The 17,136-nt window shown below is 47.1% G+C and carries 14 protein-coding genes; 5 read left to right on the plus strand and 9 right to left on the minus strand.

Features of this window, described 5'->3' with window-relative positions; translation table 11 throughout:
- Positions 1–35: 35 nt before the first annotated feature.
- From O3276_RS09415 to O3276_RS09435, 5 genes are all read right to left on the minus strand, one after another.
- Positions 36–1,148, minus strand: a complete 1,113-nt coding sequence (locus O3276_RS09415) for a hypothetical protein (RefSeq protein WP_269675401.1) — start codon at positions 1,146–1,148, stop codon at positions 36–38.
- A complete protein-coding gene (locus O3276_RS09420; RefSeq protein ID WP_269675402.1) occupies positions 1,102–1,428 on the minus strand; it encodes a transposase in 327 nt (108 codons plus the stop codon). The genes O3276_RS09415 and O3276_RS09420 overlap by 47 nt, the downstream gene beginning before the upstream one ends.
- A gap of 418 nt (positions 1,429–1,846) precedes the next feature.
- Positions 1,847–4,390, minus strand: a complete 2,544-nt coding sequence (locus O3276_RS09425) for a hypothetical protein (protein WP_269675403.1) — start codon at positions 4,388–4,390, stop codon at positions 1,847–1,849.
- 217 nt (positions 4,391–4,607) lie between these two features.
- Positions 4,608–5,519, minus strand: a complete 912-nt coding sequence (locus O3276_RS09430; protein WP_269675404.1) for a hypothetical protein — start codon at positions 5,517–5,519, stop codon at positions 4,608–4,610.
- A 399-nt stretch (positions 5,520–5,918) separates the two neighbouring features.
- Complete coding sequence (locus tag O3276_RS09435) at positions 5,919–6,062, minus strand: hypothetical protein (RefSeq protein WP_269675405.1); 144 nt, start codon at positions 6,060–6,062, stop codon at positions 5,919–5,921.
- 508 nt (positions 6,063–6,570) lie between these two features.
- Between O3276_RS09435 and O3276_RS09440 the strand changes: the two genes are divergently transcribed.
- Entirely contained in the window at positions 6,571–7,371 is an 801-nt protein-coding gene (locus tag O3276_RS09440) for a hypothetical protein (protein WP_269675406.1), read from the plus strand.
- A 91-nt stretch (positions 7,372–7,462) separates the two neighbouring features.
- Here O3276_RS09440 and O3276_RS09445 read toward each other — a convergent pair whose 3' ends face one another.
- The 3 genes from O3276_RS09445 to O3276_RS09455 all read right to left on the minus strand — a co-directional run bounded on the left by O3276_RS09445 (position 7,463) and on the right by O3276_RS09455 (position 10,287).
- A complete protein-coding gene (locus O3276_RS09445) occupies positions 7,463–8,038 on the minus strand; it encodes a 5-formyltetrahydrofolate cyclo-ligase (protein WP_269675407.1) in 576 nt (191 codons plus the stop codon).
- Positions 8,019–8,582: a single-stranded DNA-binding protein gene (ssb, locus tag O3276_RS09450; RefSeq protein ID WP_269675408.1), complete on the minus strand. Its 564-nt coding sequence runs from the start codon at positions 8,580–8,582 to the stop codon at positions 8,019–8,021. Before ssb ends, O3276_RS09445 begins: the two co-directional genes overlap by 20 nt.
- Before the next feature lie 361 nt (positions 8,583–8,943).
- Positions 8,944–10,287 (minus strand): MFS transporter, encoded by a 1,344-nt coding sequence (locus O3276_RS09455; protein WP_332328206.1) that lies wholly within the window; start codon positions 10,285–10,287, stop codon positions 8,944–8,946.
- Positions 10,288–10,904: 617 nt separating this feature from the next.
- On the opposite strand from O3276_RS09455, the gene O3276_RS09460 reads away from it, so the two are divergent.
- The 3 genes from O3276_RS09460 to uvrA all read left to right on the plus strand — a co-directional run bounded on the left by O3276_RS09460 (position 10,905) and on the right by uvrA (position 15,526).
- On the plus strand, positions 10,905–11,603 hold the full coding sequence (locus O3276_RS09460; protein WP_269675409.1) for a hypothetical protein: 699 nt from the start codon (positions 10,905–10,907) through the stop codon (positions 11,601–11,603).
- Positions 11,604–12,219: 616 nt separating this feature from the next.
- Positions 12,220–12,609: a hypothetical protein gene (locus tag O3276_RS09465; RefSeq protein ID WP_269675410.1), complete on the plus strand. Its 390-nt coding sequence runs from the start codon at positions 12,220–12,222 to the stop codon at positions 12,607–12,609.
- Positions 12,610–12,700: 91 nt separating this feature from the next.
- Positions 12,701–15,526, plus strand: a complete 2,826-nt coding sequence (gene uvrA, locus O3276_RS09470) for an excinuclease ABC subunit UvrA (RefSeq protein ID WP_269675411.1) — start codon at positions 12,701–12,703, stop codon at positions 15,524–15,526.
- A 70-nt stretch (positions 15,527–15,596) separates the two neighbouring features.
- On the opposite strand, the gene O3276_RS09475 is transcribed toward uvrA, so the two are convergent.
- Positions 15,597–16,007 carry a hypothetical protein gene (locus tag O3276_RS09475; RefSeq protein ID WP_269675412.1) on the minus strand — a complete coding sequence of 137 codons (411 nt, stop codon included), beginning with the start codon at positions 16,005–16,007 and terminating at the stop codon, positions 15,597–15,599.
- Positions 16,008–16,145: 138 nt separating this feature from the next.
- On the opposite strand from O3276_RS09475, the gene O3276_RS09480 reads away from it, so the two are divergent.
- The gene (locus O3276_RS09480) at positions 16,146–17,129 is read left to right on the plus strand and encodes a hypothetical protein (protein ID WP_269675413.1); all 984 of its coding nucleotides are present in this window, start codon (positions 16,146–16,148) and stop codon (positions 17,127–17,129) included.
- Positions 17,130–17,136: the final 7 nt, after the last annotated feature.

Genomic DNA, 17,136 nt, shown 5'->3' on the forward strand with positions numbered 1-17,136 from the left:
CTGTAGAAACGACTTGAGGCTTTTACTCTATGACTCTATCTTTCGACAAACTTGGCTATCAAAGGAAAAAATGCGTCAGATTGAGGACAATTAATCCACTCAGGGACTGGATCGATCTCTGTTTTATCTCTTCTGACAATGCGAATCGCGTTGAATAGTTCACTATATCTACTGATACTTTCCTCCAGCTTATGAATCGCTATATTTGACAGATAACCAAATGCAGATATATACAACGAGTTCCCGAGATAAAATTGAGAGTGTATTGGTTTAACAACGTCATCATCAGAGGTTTCACAAAACTGGACAATATCGCCCTTTAGGAGGCTTGCCGGGTCGAAGGGGAGTATTTTTGCCTCTGGCAAAGACATATACCAGTCCTCCCATTGTGCATGGGAGCGATCGATATCGTCGTAAAAATTTATCCCGAATGCCAAATAATTAGCTAGCATATGACAACTCGCTCCAAGGGTTACCTCCTCACCAGATCCCCACCTATTATTACGTCTTTCTTCCGTTTGCCTGTATGAGATACAACCTGCAACACCTTTTTGCAATATTTGCACAATTCTGGACTCAAAACATTGTTGATACAGAGACTTATTCTTTTTAGGAATGTCACCAATGATCGCTGATTCAGTTAAAAGGGGAAAAGCTTTTTCTTGCTCTAAGCTTTCATACTGAACACCATCTATGTCAAAACAATATCCAGATATGGCATTCTCTTTGATAAATGGATAAGGGCAGGAGGCTAACGGATAATATGAAGCGAGTGAGTGTACCCTCTCTAGAGCATCTTCCTCTTTGCGGCTGCCTTCAGCCATCATTTTTAATGGCTGTTCAACTTTATTTTCACAATTTACGCTAACAATTGTGCGAGACTTCAGAAAAGGCAACTCTGCATTTTGTTGCATCCCCGGAATAGATATACCCCCGCCTGCATTTGAGCCCTTATCACTTTGGGGAGAGTTTACAGGCGGATGATCGCCCGGTGACATAGTATTCAAACCTGTCCGAAGAATATCCATGTTATCTCTCATAAAGTTGCCAGGTAATACACCTGCAAAGTCTTTTCGATGAGCCTGATGGTAACGATATTTCTCAACCAGCAGCAGGCCCGCAATAAAACTTACCAGTGACACAATCATCAGATCGATGTTTCTTTTTGCACTCGCAGGTAATGGTGTCCATTTCTGGTGGCTGCACAGATCCAACGCCCTGGAGGATCTCGCCAAGTGCTAATTGATTCGGATAGTTGATCAACCGTTTTTCAGACTTTTCATCAAACAACTGTTGTTTAAACCAGTCCAGCTGATGTTTAAGAGATGCGTTTTTCTGTTTCAGGAATTCAGCGACAGGACTCTGTTCCTGCAACAACCCCTGCAACCGCTGGAGCAGTTGCAGGTGAGAAAGCTGAGTGGCAGGCACAGGTGCTTTTTCCAAAAGAGTCATAGCGTTTGACTGTAGACACTATTCAGGATGTTTGCTGGCTGATATATCAAGATTTACATAACGCTTGTGGTAATGGGCTGAGCGGGTATCAATGCCATCAACAATCATTACGTAAAGATCGGAAGCTTTCTCAAGAGCAACTTGCGGAAGATTCTAACGGGTTATCTAAAACTCCCTTTTTCCGGTGATAGTATCCCCGGTTCGTTAATGGAAAATGTGATTGGTGATGTCAGAGGTGGTGATGTTTTAAACACTTATGACTTTGTGGATGTCATAAACAAAAAACAAAGAGTCAGTTGGCAGATCCACTGTCTTATAAAGCGGATAATGCTGCGCTTGACCTTCACCCAATGCTCTAAAAACCTCGCTACGGACGCTTAAGTCCGACAGGCTCCTAGGCCCATACATAACCCGGATCAATTCTTTTGTATCCATACCATGTCTGCGCCCTTTGCCGGTGTTGGTTAGCCTTGGATAAATCAGTCATAGCCCAGAGACTGAAAGTATGCCCCATGGAACTGAACAGACAACGCAGTCTGAATCTGATTTCAGCGTCGACCTGAGGGTCGTCGGCAATTTCCGGTTGTTTCAGCATTGCCTGTACCGCATGCCAGATGACTTCAGGGTTGATGTCAGGGTCAATCTGATCCAATTCCAGACAATGCATCAGTGACGGCAAAATAAATTTATTTCTGGCATCCAGCACCCATTGCCTGGCCTTCTGTCTCATCGGTGCATCGGGAATGATAGCCGAGCGGAAAAAATCATCAAACTGATGCAATTCCGTCCAGGCACACTCCTCCCAGATTCGCTCAATACCAATACAGGTTTTTAAAAGAGGCTGATTCAACAACTTCTGGTATATCTGCCGCTCGCCGATTATATCCGAACGGGCCCTGGCCGCCCGGATACACCGGAGTGTTTGCAGAATAACCGGATTCCAGTGTCGGGAGAGCAGTTTTTCAAATGGCTTTATGGCCCCCCTGGCCGACTGTACCTGGAACCCCTGAGAATCAGCCGATGGACAGGCAGCATGATGTCTGCCGGATCGAACCACCCTGATCACTGGCGCAACCTCCTGGTGATCTGGCTTGTTCACCTCAGGCTCGCGCCCCTCAGCGCCACTCACCTTCGGGGATTCACTGACATCATGCTCTGACTTGTTAACAGACTCATTTTTTTGACCATTGCGCTTCCTGCCTTTATTTCGGGCCAGACCCACCGGCAGATTGGCAAACTTTGGTACCTCTTCAGAAAACTGTCGTAGAACTGCGTCAAAATCGTAGTCTTTATCTGAAGCCGCTGCCCGCCCTGTTGGTGATTCCGAAAAGGCAGACAACTCCATGGTCCGCTCACTGGTATCCCTCCAATACTCAGCCAGCAGAGGGCTTTTCTTCTGATAATACCTGGCATATTCAGTTGCTGCATCGGCAGCCAACTCCCACTTACGGGCTTTAAGGAAAAAAATATAGGCACTTGACCAGTGATTAGGGGACATTTGTGCGGCTTTGCGATATAAGTTGGCTACTTTCCAGCTATACATTGGTGAAGCAGAATGTGCACGCTGATGGATGCTTGCCAGAAGACAGGTGACTAAAGCATGAATGTCGCCCTCCCCTTGAATGTAGTCTTTTCGGGCACGAGCGACGGCTAATTGAAACCGCCTGTCAACCTCTAATATTTTACGCCTGCATGGCTTTTTTTTTCCGTTCATACCTCCGGTATACAACAGACATTCTGCAATCAGGTCCCTGACGATCAGAAAGAGTTCAGAGTTTAACTCTGAGTCAGAGAACCAGCGTGAGCATTTATAGCGTTTGGCTACCATAAAGTGAGCGTTCACCTGCTGTAAATAAGACATCACCATAATCTGCATTGCAGCACCCAGCTTGGTTTCTGGTGGCACATTAGGCTGACCGACAAACAATGACGTGAAGCTCACCGGGGCAAAACGCACATAATCGTAGGGAGAGAAGCTGACCGGGGACAAATAAAAGAACATTTCTTTGATGATTGTCGGGCAATAGGCGAGCAAGGTAATGCCCTTGTGGTAGTTAACACCATCCTCAAAGAACGGCAACCCGCCCATAAAATAGAGCAGACTTAATGAATAAAAATCCATCATCATGCTGGCTTGACTGGTCAACTCAGCAAAATCATTCAACACACTTTGATTCAGGGCCTGTATCAGATGCTGACGGTCAGTTTCAGACACCGGCTTACCCCGAAGCATGTCGCTGTAGCACTTCAGCAGCACCCAGTTTCGGAAATAGGTGGCCATATCCTCATGCATCAGTTTTTGCAAGCCCAGCAGTTTTCCTGTTGTCTGTGTCCGATCTTGCTTCTTCTCCAGCCAGGCAGCCACATGCCTGTTCAGCACCCGCTTCAAACCAGCAGACCGCAATTCCTCAGCGGTCAACCTGCTACCATCTACCGGCAGGTTAATGTTGGCAAACATGTCCAAAACGTCGTCACCGGGTACCGCAAACCGATCCAGGGGAATATCCAGAAAGCGGTCAAGCCAGTATTCAAGCCCAGCATTGCCATCACTACCCTGATTTGTTGCCGCCTGCACGACATCGGTCTGTGGTTCTTGTGGCGTGGCTGTTGCAGTTGCTGCATTTTCAGTACCGGATGGCTCAGAATAATTCACCACTCTTGCAACAATCCTGATACCACGGGTGCGAATCTGATCAGCAGCAGCCCCATCCAGACAAATCGACGCCGAGGCAACCTCATGACGGGTGTTAGCGACTCTGTCGACCAGCCACACGTTTAAACGACAACGGTTTTCAGTACGCTCCTGTCGCTGGGTGCTGCGCTCACCAGAATCAGGATCGGCGCGATTTCTCTGACCATCACTGCCACGGTCGACTGCCGGAGTATTGGTAATTGGACTAGTGTCACTGCCTGTGCCATGACTGAAACGGCTTTGCATCGGATTGCTTCTGCATGCTGCATGAAATCTTTTTTATTCCCTATGACACTCATTCCTCAAAAAGGTTCAAATGTATAATTGATAACTTAACCCGGGTTAAATTGATCTGGCTGAACAAGCCCCGCGAGCAATGAACTTATAATCTCAGCTTGTTGCTGCAAAACCCGCATAAATTGACAGTCTGACGTTATGCTTTGAACAGGCGGTATCGAAACAGCTACTCTGTCGCTTTAACCCATATTTTATATACCTCTGCTTCGACCAGGCGCTCACTGGAATCCCAAAAATCCGAATAGAGAATATTCACCTCCTGATTCGCAGCAGCAGCATCTTCTGCATAGCGGCAAAGGCTTTCCTGATAAGTGGTAAACTTTCCAACATCAGGGACAAACGGATGGTCGTTACCTGCCCCACGTTTTTTTACAGGCCGACTTACTGTTTTCTCACCCGATTCATGGTGGAAGCTCTGTTCGGGTATCCATTCATCCCGGTAACTGACAACACGTCGATTGCCGCCTAAATGAATATCAATAATACAAAGATCACTGAACAAACGTCTATTTATCCGCTGAACTCTGGTGACCAGTCCACTGTCGACTTTCTCACGATAAAACCAGTTGCTGTGATAATCCCAATCAACTTCAGCCCCTTCCGGAAATGCTTTAAAAGAGTGAGAAACGGAAAAATCCTCTGCCAGAGAGGAAATATCCGTAAGAATGAAGTCACTTTCGGAACTGAAAGGGCTGCTCCAGAAAGCTTTACTTCTAAAGAAAAAAATGAGCGCATCTGCATCTGGTGTAGCAACCAGATCCTTCCATAGCTCCCGGCCCGATGCTTCTACAGAAAGTGAATATTTAAATGAAGGGTACTGCGAAAGCTGCGACGCTTTACTTGCATGCACCGCCAACTCCCCGGAACTCCACAAAACCCCATTAACCCATTCTCTGGAGCCAGGGATGCCAACCAATATCCCGGTTAGCCAGCTATTTTGACTATTGACGATAACCGCATCGTTTGCTCTACCACTCAAGGCCTCTCGTGGTGAAACCTGGGTAAACTTGGCCGGGTAATTCGCTCCTGACCTTCCTGTGGGAACAAGAAACAACACCATAAAAACAATGATGGTCATCCATTTCATCATTAGCTTCCCTGTATGAGTTTTAACATCCACTGTCGCACGCATCGACCGGCCATGCGAACAGAGGGCAATCCCAAAACCAACGGTTCTTCAAATGCAACAACTCCTGAATTGCCCCAAAGAACAAACGATCACCCTGACAATATCTTTAAGATAACGAAGGTTAGCGATTAAGAACAGGGGTAGATCTTATGTTGGTGCCATCATAAGTAGTTAACCAAATGAAATCATATATTTCTGACTAAGTTGTCAGTCACTCTGCGGCGTTGCAACTCCGGTCACATAGCTACGGCTATGCTCCCTACGTTGCGCCTTGCATAGCAACTGCCCACTTAGCCAGAAATATACGATTCCATTTGGCCAACTACTTAGACTTCATCTGACCAACCTTCACAGAGCTGACGTTTCCTTAGCATCGGCACCTGCCATGGCTGCATCTTTAATCTGGTGTTCCGTCAGGACAATTTCATCCATGAAATAAAGGAAGCCACCAGCCACAGGGCGAATCAATGCCAACAGACCGAGACGATCCATGAACGCATGCCTTGCCACATCAACAGAAATCAACAGAAAGCACGCCTGCTTTTGCATAATGGTTAAATCGTATAAATTAAAAATCACTCAAAGATTATTTGCAAAATTATATAACGATTCACAGAAAAACCATTTTATTAACCACAAGATAAAAACCATAGTACTAATTAAAACAACCTGACAAGAAATATAACAACTACTGCTTTATATATATTGATTATGAAAATCCCCTTATATGAAAAAAAAACATTTATCTATTTTTTTATATAGCCATACCATTTTGCGGAAATAAAATATTACTCTAGAATCCCTCTTAGTATCTCTCCACGCAGTAAGCGAGTTCCATTACCGAGCTTAAATTAATAAACAGTCATGAAATATTTCAAAAAAATATATTTAAAGCTAGGAATAATAAGGCTCGCTTGCTGTCCAACCGTTCGGTTCTGATCTTTATTTAGAGAGAACCGTTTTTCTTAATTAAAAACAGCCATCCGGATAAGGGGTTAGCATGTTTAGAGGAAAGTGTTTATTCATCGTTTTATTGTTATCAATCACATCGGCAACATGGGGAGCCCCTTCCGATACCAGAGTCGGGGTTGAGGATGGGTATTCAGGCGGGAGTTCTTTGTCAGCCATTCTCAGTAGCGGTACTTTCTCTTTCCTTGAACTGGCTGCTCATGCGACCATTCTTATAGGTGGCGGAAACTATGCTCCGGAAAGCCCCTTTACAAAAGTATTGTCATACATCCCACAAAAGGTTTATGACTTCGGTGCTACCAACGTTCTTTCCAACCGTGTTGCCCACAACGTCTTCCTGAGCCAGCTATTAAGATTACTGCCCGTTGCCAACGACTATGTCTGTGGCATGATGACACTGACGACCGAGGATGGCTATTATATTGACAGCGTTCTGGTAAATCAGGGATCAATACAGAACGACTCACAGTTTGAGCATATTGGCGACAATCTTTTTGTGCCAAAAAACAGAGGTATCACCAACCTGTTATTAGTTAAGCAGATGACCGGGTGGTCAACGGCAGGAAGCGCATACATCACTGAAAACCCAATTGACTTATTCGTCACTGTTTCTGATGGTCGACAAACGTCTACTATCAATGTCCAGAAAAGCTCATGCACATTGTACAGTTATGGAAAAGCTCAAGCCTCTATCATAAAGGGTGATGATGTATCTTTCTGTCTGACAAATTCTGGAACCGACTCAAAAGTATCAACGATTACTGCGCTAACATCTGCCTACGGTAAGCCAGCTCTTATGCGTATTCCCGGGGAAGCTTGCGAAAGCTATTAGTCCGGTATTCTGAATGATTAATGTTAATCTCTGACATTATCCAAACAGCACCACCCTCTGAGTAAAACAGGGTGGTTTTTACCTGAACAAATTATACCGGATAATAGCGACTGTCCGTTGCAATACCAGACATATCTATATCCCAATGTTCTACAGGGATCGATTCAACTTTCTGACACTCATGGGCCAGACCAATAAGTATTGGCTTTTTCGCAGTCCGGGTAAAAGCAAATGTTCTGTCATAGAAGCCTCCTCCCATACCTAGCCTTCTGCCAGCTTCATCAAAACCGGTTAAAGGTACAAGGACAACATCCAGCTTTTCCGGTGAAATCGGTTCTACCTCCTGCAAGGAAGGCTCAGGGATTCCAAAACGATTCAAAACCAGATGAGTGTTGGGCAGGTATTCAATAAACAGAAGGTTGTTATTCCTCCCAATCACTGGCAGATAACATTGTTTGCCAGAACTCCAGAGAAAATCACGGAGAACGTCCGGATTTATTTCGCCATCACTGGCTATATAAATTGCAATGTGCTGGCTATCTGCAAGCTCAGGCCGGGCACTGAGAATATCACACAACATTACACCAGCGCTGACCTGCTGGTCAGCGCTTAATGCCCGGCGGCGTTCGCGGAGAGAGGTTCTTAACTCAAAACGGGATATCATCATCAAAATCGTCAAAACCACCAGCAGGCTGTGGCTGGGGAGCCGATTGCGGTTGCTGCGACTGCGCTGGTTGATGCTGTTGCTGTTGTTGTGATGGTGATCCGTATTGCTGAGGCTGCTGCGGAGCATAAGACTGCTGCTGTTGCGGTGCCTGCTGCTGGTAGCCACCTCCCATCGGAGCACCCATAGCGCCTTCCTGGCGGCCATCCAGCATCTGCAGCTGGCCGCTGAATCCATCAACCACAATCTCGGTAGTATACCGATCCTGACCGTCCTGACCCTGCCACTTGCGTGTCTGCAGCTTACCTTCGATATAGACTTTTGATCCTTTACGAAGGTACTGTTGAGCGATCTCAGCCAGCTTGCCGAAAATAACCACCCGGTGCCACTCCGTTTTCTCCTGTTGCTGACCGGTATTACGATCTTTCCAGGACTCACTGGTTGCCAGACTCAGGTTGGCAACGGCACTGCCATTGGGAGTAAAACGTACATCCGGATCGTTACCCAGATTACCAATCAGTATTACTTTATTAACGCCTCGAGCCATTTAGCTTCTCCGCCATATTCACTCAAACTCAAATAGCCTCCAAGAACAGAGTCCATTCATTGAAGACACCATGGAGTGACCTTACAGGACCACTCCATATTAAAAATGCTCTATTAAAACAAAGGCCCTGTATCTGGTTACCCGTTTTTATTCTGTATCAACCCGCAGGTTTAATAGCTGAACCACATATATTGCAACTAGGAGGCTGTCCGAGAATAGACTGCCCTACTGCGGTGGCAGCAAATTGGTCTAAAAATTCCGTTTTGTTCGGCAAATAGCCCCGCTATTCACCTCACAAAACGAAATTTTTATCCTCAATTTTCTGCCATCCACGCTACGGGCGCTATTCTCGGTCAGCCTCCTAGCACTGCCCAAACTGCCTTAACTCGGACCAGTTCAGTGCCTGCTTATCAACTTTCAGATAAGCTGTTTTCTCAGCGGCAAGCACAGTCACTTCCTGAACACCGTCAATACCAGCTAGCCGTTCTCCCACCGAACTGACATCACCAAGCTCAGGATTCAGGGCCATTACCATAGTACTCACATAAGGTGGTTGCTTCATAGTAACAGACAACCAGCACCACAGGGCAGTGGGAATTGTACAAAGCATTATGACAGCGGGAACACCGCCATACTCCATGGCAACGCCCCCAAGGCTGCCGCCCAGGGCAGCCCCCATAAACTGACTGGTTGAGTAGCCTCCCATGACAGTACCACGGGTTCCCACTGGCGCGAGTTTGCTGACCAGGGATGGCAGCGTGGCTTCCAGAAAATTAAAACCAAAAAAGAAAATCAATAAGCCCGCCAACAACATCGTGGCACTGTGCATGCCTTGGTAAAACAGCGCAAAAGCCACGAACAGAATGACAATGCTGAAGCTGTAACACTGCTTCAGCAGTCGCTGACGCTCACTGAAAATGATAAGGGGGATCATCATAAAAAATGACAGGCCCAGGACGGCCAGATAAATACCGCCATGAGCAGAGCGGTCAAAATCTTTGCTCAACAGCTCGGGAATAAAAATAAATAAAGCCATCAACACAAAATGGAGGGTAAAAATGCCAATAATGTGCCTCAGCAACTCCGGGTTAGTGAAGACCTGATGCAACACCTGACGATCAACAGAACTGTTTAAGTCCCGCCGTTTAATGACCGGCGTTGGCACCAGCAGGATAATCACCAGCATCGCTGCCACCGCCATCAGGGCATTAGCGATAAAGAGTCCGGACAGCCCCCAGATATCACTGACCACGGGCCCCAGCACCATGGCAATGGCGAAGGCAAGGCCAATGCCCATGCCAATCATGGCCATGGCCTTGGTTCGATGCTGATCCCGGGTAAGGTCAGCCATCAACGCTGTCACCGCACCGGCAATGGCACCACACCCCTGTAAAATACGCCCGGCAATCACTCCCTCGATGGTGGTAGCCTGTGCCGCCAGCAGGCTTCCCAGTAGAAAAATCAACAGTCCCAGCAGAATAACGGGCTTCCTGCCCCAGCGATCAGAAAGCCAGCCAAACGGAATCTGTAATATGGCCTGGCTGAACCCATAGGCACCAATGGCCACCCCGATCAAACTGGGCGAAGCTCCCTGAAGATCGTCAGCAAAAAGAGCCAGAACAGGCAGTACCATAAACAGTCCAAGCATCCGAAAGACAAAGACCAGGGTAAGGGATACAGCCGCTTTTAATTCAACAAATGACATGGGATAACAGCAAAGTCCTGAATTTTTTTGGTGGTTATAACTGATAAAATTACTGATAAACAGTGTCGCCGCTAGGAGGCTGTCCGAGAATAGCGCCCGTAGCGAGGATGGCAGAAAATTGAGGATAAAAAGTCGGAAATTTTTAGTGAATAGTGGTTCTATTTACTAAAAATTTCCGACTTTTTAGACCAATTTGCTGCCACCGCAGTAGGGCAGTCTATTCTCGGACAGCCACCTAGTCTATCAGGATTCGGATCCCGGATGCCATGCAGAAAGCATGCTCACGGATTATAGCCCAGGGGGAATCATCATCAGTGATGATGAGACCCGTTGATGTTTTACCCGGCACTCAGGCAATCGTCGCCAGGTCATGTGGTCAGGCAAAAACACCCTCTTGCGCCTGCGACAAAATGTCACTGTTGCGACCATAACATGCTGACTATATATACAAGACGAAGCCTCTTGAAAATTCGTTGTGAGCCTATCAAAAACATCAAAATCACCAAAAACAACAGCCGAGCACACGTATCAGGATCTGGTTTAACGCTGGCGGCAGCAGCCTGACATCGAAGCTTATCAGGAATTAGTACGCTATCCTCACGTGAGTAGATTAATTCATGAGTGATATTTTAAAAAAAAACATCTTTCTTATATTGGTCATTTGTTTTCCCTTACTGGCTGCATCTACGGCATTTCCTGCTGATACATCAGTATCCGCCCCCCCTATTTCGGCACACTACAAAAAGCAAAATAGTGATGGCACAGAAATCAGCTGCATAGTGACCGGGAATGAAACTCAAGAAGAACGGGAAAGGCTGCACAAAGCTGGCTGTACTCTGGAAACACTGCGAAATAACCCTGATATTGATGTTGAGGTTACATTAAAAACAAACACTGGTCCCAGATCGATCCTGATGACCTCCAAATACTATTTAATGTGGTTAAACAGCGGCCTCCATGCCGTCAATATCTCTCGCACCTTACCTTTTGCTGTCCTCAATCTGGTGGTTTTTCATCCTGGTGAAGCACTGAAATACCTGGTTTTTTCAGCACTATATAATGTCGGCTTGTCCCGTAATGCCAACCAGACACTCTACCCATTCCTTGGTAAACACCTCTCATCTTACTTTTATCCTGATGGCCGGGATAACAGAAATAACGATGAACCTGAAAGCCTTGGCCTTGGAGGCCACATCCTGGTCATCAGCGCAGATCTTATTATGTGGTGGCTGGAGGCCCCTGACTTTGGCTTTAACATAAACAGTCTGATGCTCGGTTTGGATTTATTACACTTTGTCCTTGATATGGCAATATAAACCGGACAAGGCATTTCCAATAAAGTGCCTGACTGACGTAGGAGCCTGCAAAATCGAATAAATTAATCTTTTGGTTGGTACCCTTTTAGAGAGCCATTCAAAACCAGCACGTTGGTTGGAGAGTAAACCAGAGGGATAAACGTTATCCATGTCAAAAAGCACCTACACCTTTGCCAAGAATAATAAAACTATCAAAATAACACGGCATTTGTTTAATTTTTGGTTTCAATGCATCCCGGCCATACTGCTTACCATTTCTCTCCCATGCCTGTCCGACACTATCAAAGAAGAAACCACAGGCTTCTCGATGTCAGCCAACTACACGACAATTAACGAACACGGAAAAGAAACCCTTTGCACAATCTCAAGTAACGACCACATTGAAAAATTGCAAGCGTTGAAAAGCACAGACTGTAAGCTCCCCATGTCAACTGCCCCTAATGATCAGTCAGTCATTCTGATCTCCCATAGCCCCTACCATGAAACCAGGCAGATATTACTTACTACTCGCAACCTGCTGATGTGGTCCTATATGGCAGTGCACGTCTACAAACTCCTGGACTCGGGTAATATCCTCTGGACTCAACAGGAAGCCTGCCCCTGCAGCGGGAAATTAATGGATATCAGCAATAAACCGGACCGGTTAATGACCAAAGGTTTCTTTTTTAGCTACTACCTCCTGAGCCTCGGATATCATGGCTGGCGTTATATTCAGTCCTACATAAATCCCGGTGCCGCAGCCCCTGGCAACCAAGCATCTGAATTCAAGAATGATGCAACTGCATGGTCCGACACACTGAACAACGTCATATCCAGAGTTTCAGAGTATCCTTATGCCGGTCAAATTCTGACCTTGGCTCTGGATTCAGCCGCACTGAAATGGGACTGTCGATGCCCCGGCTATTTTACCAACAGCAAAGGTGGCCTTTACTTCAACGGCCACCTCTGGATGCTTTTGCTGAATGTCGCAATTTTTACTACAGACTTGGCGATCGACTACTTATAATACTCCGTTTGCTCTCAGAGCCTGTTGGTGACCTTTTTCAGCTTGCAGAAAGGCCACCAACAGGCTCTCTCACTGGCACGGAGAAAAGGCTGTGGAAAAGATTACCGTACAGGGCGCGCGTACACACAATCTGAAAAACATCAACCTGGAGATGCCCCGTGACAGCCTGATAGTAATCACCGGCCTATCGGGTTCCGGTAAATCTTCCCTGGCCTTTGACACGCTGTATGCAGAAGGTCAGCGTCGTTATGTTGAGTCCCTGTCAGCCTATGCCCGCCAGTTTCTATCCATGATGGAAAAGCCCGATGTAGACCATATCGAAGGACTCTCACCGGCCATCTCCATTGAGCAGAAATCCACCAGCCATAACCCGCGCTCCACCGTCGGTACGATCACAGAAATCTATGACTATCTCCGGTTGCTGTTTGCCCGCGTCGGCATTCCACACTGCCCGACACACCACCTGCATCTGGAAGCTCAAACCGTCAGTCAGATGGTAGACCAGGTTCTGGCACTGCCTGAAGGCACCAAACTGATGCTGCTGGCCCCGGTAGTCAGGGGGCGCAAAGGTGAACACCTCCATGTATTCAACGAACTGAGAAGCAACGGTTTTATCCGTGCCAGAATCAACGGGATTGTTACGGATCTTGATACACCACCAAAGCTGGATAAAAAGAAGAAGCACACCATCGAAGTGGTCATAGACCGCTTCAAGGTGCGTGATGATTTACAACTGCGCCTCTCCGAGTCGTTTGAAACGGCCCTTGAGTTGACCGATGGTCTTGCCACTGTCAGCTACATGGATGATGACGCTAAAGACGACATTGTCTTTTCTTCCCGGTTCGCCTGCCCGGAATGTGGTTACAGCCTCAATGAGCTGGAACCACGGCTTTTTTCCTTTAACAATCCGGCCGGAGCATGCGCCACTTGTGATGGGCTGGGCGTTAAACAGTTCTTCGACCAGGATCGTATAGTACAGCACCCTGAATTGACCTTGGCAGAAGGCGCAATCCGTGGCTGGGACCGGCGCAGCGTTTACTACTTTCACCTGCTGAAATCACTGGCCGCTCACTACGGTTTCAGCATTGACACCCCGTTTGATGACTTAAGCCCGGAACAGCAGAATATTATTCTTCATGGGTCCGGTGATGAAGAGGTCAATTTCAGTTACGTCAATGACCGGGGAGATGTCTATAAAAAACGGCATATTTTTGAAGGCATTATTCCCAACTTTGAGCGACGTTTCAGGGACACCGACTCCCAGTCCGTCCGGGAAGAGCTGGCCAAGTACCTCAGCACCCAGCCATGCCCATCCTGTAAAGGTACCCGTTTACGCAAAGAAGCCCGGAATGTATTTATCCAGGATGAAACCCTGCCGGACCTGGTTAAATTGCCCGTTGAAAAAGCACTGGTCTATTTTCAGGATCTTGACCTGCCCGGCCGCCGTGGCGAGATTGCCAGAAAAGTACTTAAGGAAATCTGTGATCGCCTGAGCTTTCTGGTCAATGTCGGCCTGAACTATCTTACCCTGGAGCGCAGTGCGGATACCCTTTCCGGTGGTGAGGCCCAGAGAATACGACTGGCCAGCCAGATTGGTGCAGGTCTTGTGGGGGTTATGTATATTCTTGATGAACCCAGTATCGGGCTGCATCAACGGGACAATGAACGTCTTCTGAATACGCTGACCCGTTTGCGAGACCTGGGTAATACGGTGATCGTCGTGGAACATGATGAAGATGCCATTCGCAGCGCTGATCATGTTATCGATATTGGCCCCGGAGCCGGTGTTCATGGTGGTGCCATCGTCGCCCAGGGAACCCCCGGACAGATCATGGACTCGCCGGATTCTTTAACAGGTCAATACCTCTCAGGTATTCGCAAGATCCATGTGCCATCCAACAGAACACCCGCAGACCCCAAGAAAACTCTGAAACTCAGTGGTTGCAGCGGCAATAACCTGAAACATGTCACTCTGGAAATTCCAGTGGGTCTAATGACCTGTGTCACCGGCGTGTCGGGCTCCGGCAAGTCCACCTTAATCAATGGCACACTGTATCCGCTGGCCGCCACAGCGCTCAATAAAGCAACAACATTAACCGCTGCTCCCTATAAAAAGCTGACCGGCATTCAGCATTTTGATAAATGCATTGATATTGACCAGAGTCCCATTGGCCGGACACCACGCTCTAACCCGGCCACCTACACCGGTATTTTTACCGCCATTCGTGAACTCTTCGCCGGCACCCAGGAGGCTCGTTCCCGGGGCTATAAACCCGGCCGATTCAGCTTCAATGTCAAGGGTGGCCGATGCGAGGCCTGCCAGGGAGACGGTGTTATCAAGGTAGAGATGCACTTTCTGCCAGATATCTACGTTGCCTGCGATGTCTGTAAGGGTAAACGTTATAACCGCGAAACCCTGGAAGTAAAATACAAAGGCAAGAACATCCACGAAGTACTTGAAATGACCGTGGAAGAAGCCCTGCAATACTTCGATCCAATACCCGCGATCAAGCGCAAACTGCAAACCCTGATGGATGTAGGGCTTTCCTATATTCATCTCGGGCAGAACGCCACCACCTTGTCGGGTGGTGAAGCCCAGCGGGTGAAACTGGCGAAAGAGCTGTCCAAACGGGATACCGGTAAAACACTCTATATACTGGACGAGCCCACCACCGGGCTCCATTTTCACGACATTGAACAGCTACTCACTGTCCTTCATCGTTTGCGAGATCATGGCAACAGCGTGGTCGTCATTGAGCACAACCTGGACGTGATTAAAACGGCAGACTGGATTATTGACCTGGGCCCGGAGGGTGGTGATGGCGGTGGGCAGATTATTGCCGCTGGCACCCCGGAAGCCGTATCGGATGTTCCAGAGTCTCATACCGGCCGCTTTCTGAAACCGATGCTTGCTTGACACGCGACTATCTTAAGGTGCAGAAAAGAAGCCAAATCTGCACCTATTGAGAAGAGCATCCCTATCTACTTCATTCTGGTCGATCTGGAACGTCATCCCCGGCTGCTTGTCGCTCATAGGCATCCAACAAAGTACAGACTCGCTCGAAAATAGAGCCTCCAGGGCGCATACATACATGTTCGGCAATTTTCGTAACGATCACAATCACAGGATATATACAAATTGCCTCTAGAACAGCTACCACCTTCATCGCAGTGTCTGATTCACGTGCTATTAACCGACGTCCTAGATCGGTACTGGTAAACAGGTAATGATGTCCGATACAACCTACACAAAAAGGTACTGCCGCAGTAATAATGGCAACGCATCGGCCAAAATCTGTTGCTTTTTTCCTTATATGGCGTGAAACACCAGCCGATGGCAGATTGTCAACTGCATCGTGGGCACCTTGTTGAACCTGGTTTACACCTGAAGCCTGCATAGTAACAACCTCTTGGAATGAGCAATTAAACGAATTGCATGATAGAAGGAACCCATCAATTACATTGAAACCGTGCCACGAAGGAACTTTTATAAGAAAGAGTGATCTCAAGCTGTAAGTCAGTAATGCTACAATTCAATGAATCACCTTAACAACATACCTTCATTCGATTCTTATTTTACCGACCTTCATTGCGGCGTGTCAGATTTACCGGGGCAAACGTATAAATCTGGTGTCAGTGGGCAACAGCCTGAATACCTGGGCCTGTCTGTTCAGACACTGAACGCTCCTTTTCCGGTTTACCATAATCAGTCAGATACACATGAAAATTTTGCTGACTCTTTTAATTCATTGAATAAATATACTATTAATTCTCCAGACCCTGCCGCTTCAGCAAACAATTTCATCAATGATATTCCCGAGATACCTCAATCAGCCCTGGATCAATATGTACCCTGGAATTCTGATGATCAACGATTTCATTATACGTTGCCATCAACATCAGATATTCCCTTTATTCAGCAGGTATGCTTATCAGGAAGCGAACCTGAGATCATGGGGCCAACATCAGTAAGCTATTTGAATCCAGAAAACAGGTTAACTCATTTTCCTGTCGACAACCCAGAGGATTTACGACCAACTGCTGTAGTTAACCCACTGAGCCTGAACCAAACAAGCAAAATACAGGGAATAGTTGATTACTCGCCAATCGTTATGCACAACAAGGAGCTTCACAATAATCCTGCTTTCCCGGGGAACCAAAGGGGGCTCCAAAGGAAGTCCCATAAGAATGATTCTTCATATGCAGAGCGCCGCAGCCTGTACAAAGTGCGCCAATCTATGTGCAAAAAAATGCGTTACAAAAATGATCCCGCTTTCGCAGAGCGCCGTAAGAAATATCAAAGGGAGTATCAAAGGAGGCGTCGCCAAGATCCCGTTTACCTGAAGAATCACAGGCTGCGCCAGAGGGAGCTCCGTAAAGACCCCGCATACTCTGAGCGCGAAAAGGCGCTTGACAGACAACGCCACAGAAATTCTGCTTACTTAAAGCGCAAAAAGAGTGCAGCACATCTGGCCAAAATAAAGCCCTGTGCTGCTTCAGACAACACAGGGCTTCAATAAGTATGGA

The sequence above is a fragment of the Endozoicomonas sp. GU-1 genome, assembly GCF_027366395.1.
GTDB lineage: Bacteria > Pseudomonadota > Gammaproteobacteria > Pseudomonadales > Endozoicomonadaceae > Endozoicomonas.

Excerpts from the sequence above, each read along its gene's own strand:
- O3276_RS09455 (WP_332328206.1), bottom strand. The coding sequence starts at position 10,287 with ATGTCATTTGTTGAATTAAAAGCGGCTGTATCCCTTACCCTGGTCTTT.
- O3276_RS09475 (WP_269675412.1), bottom strand. The coding sequence starts at position 16,007 with ATGCAGGCTTCAGGTGTAAACCAGGTTCAACAAGGTGCCCACGATGCA.
- O3276_RS09445 (WP_269675407.1), bottom strand. The coding sequence starts at position 8,038 with ATGATGATATCCCGTTTTGAGTTAAGAACCTCTCTCCGCGAACGCCGC.
- O3276_RS09430 (WP_269675404.1), bottom strand. The coding sequence starts at position 5,519 with ATGACCATCATTGTTTTTATGGTGTTGTTTCTTGTTCCCACAGGAAGG.
- ssb (WP_269675408.1), bottom strand. The coding sequence starts at position 8,582 with ATGGCTCGAGGCGTTAATAAAGTAATACTGATTGGTAATCTGGGTAAC.
- O3276_RS09435 (WP_269675405.1), bottom strand. The coding sequence starts at position 6,062 with ATGGATCGTCTCGGTCTGTTGGCATTGATTCGCCCTGTGGCTGGTGGC.
- O3276_RS09415 (WP_269675401.1), bottom strand. The coding sequence starts at position 1,148 with ATGATTGTGTCACTGGTAAGTTTTATTGCGGGCCTGCTGCTGGTTGAG.
- O3276_RS09440 (WP_269675406.1), top strand. The coding sequence starts at position 6,571 with ATGTTTAGAGGAAAGTGTTTATTCATCGTTTTATTGTTATCAATCACA.
- O3276_RS09460 (WP_269675409.1), top strand. The coding sequence starts at position 10,905 with ATGAGTGATATTTTAAAAAAAAACATCTTTCTTATATTGGTCATTTGT.
- O3276_RS09465 (WP_269675410.1), top strand. The coding sequence starts at position 12,220 with ATGGATATCAGCAATAAACCGGACCGGTTAATGACCAAAGGTTTCTTT.
- O3276_RS09425 (WP_269675403.1), bottom strand. The coding sequence starts at position 4,390 with ATGCAAAGCCGTTTCAGTCATGGCACAGGCAGTGACACTAGTCCAATT.
- O3276_RS09480 (WP_269675413.1), top strand. The coding sequence starts at position 16,146 with ATGAATCACCTTAACAACATACCTTCATTCGATTCTTATTTTACCGAC.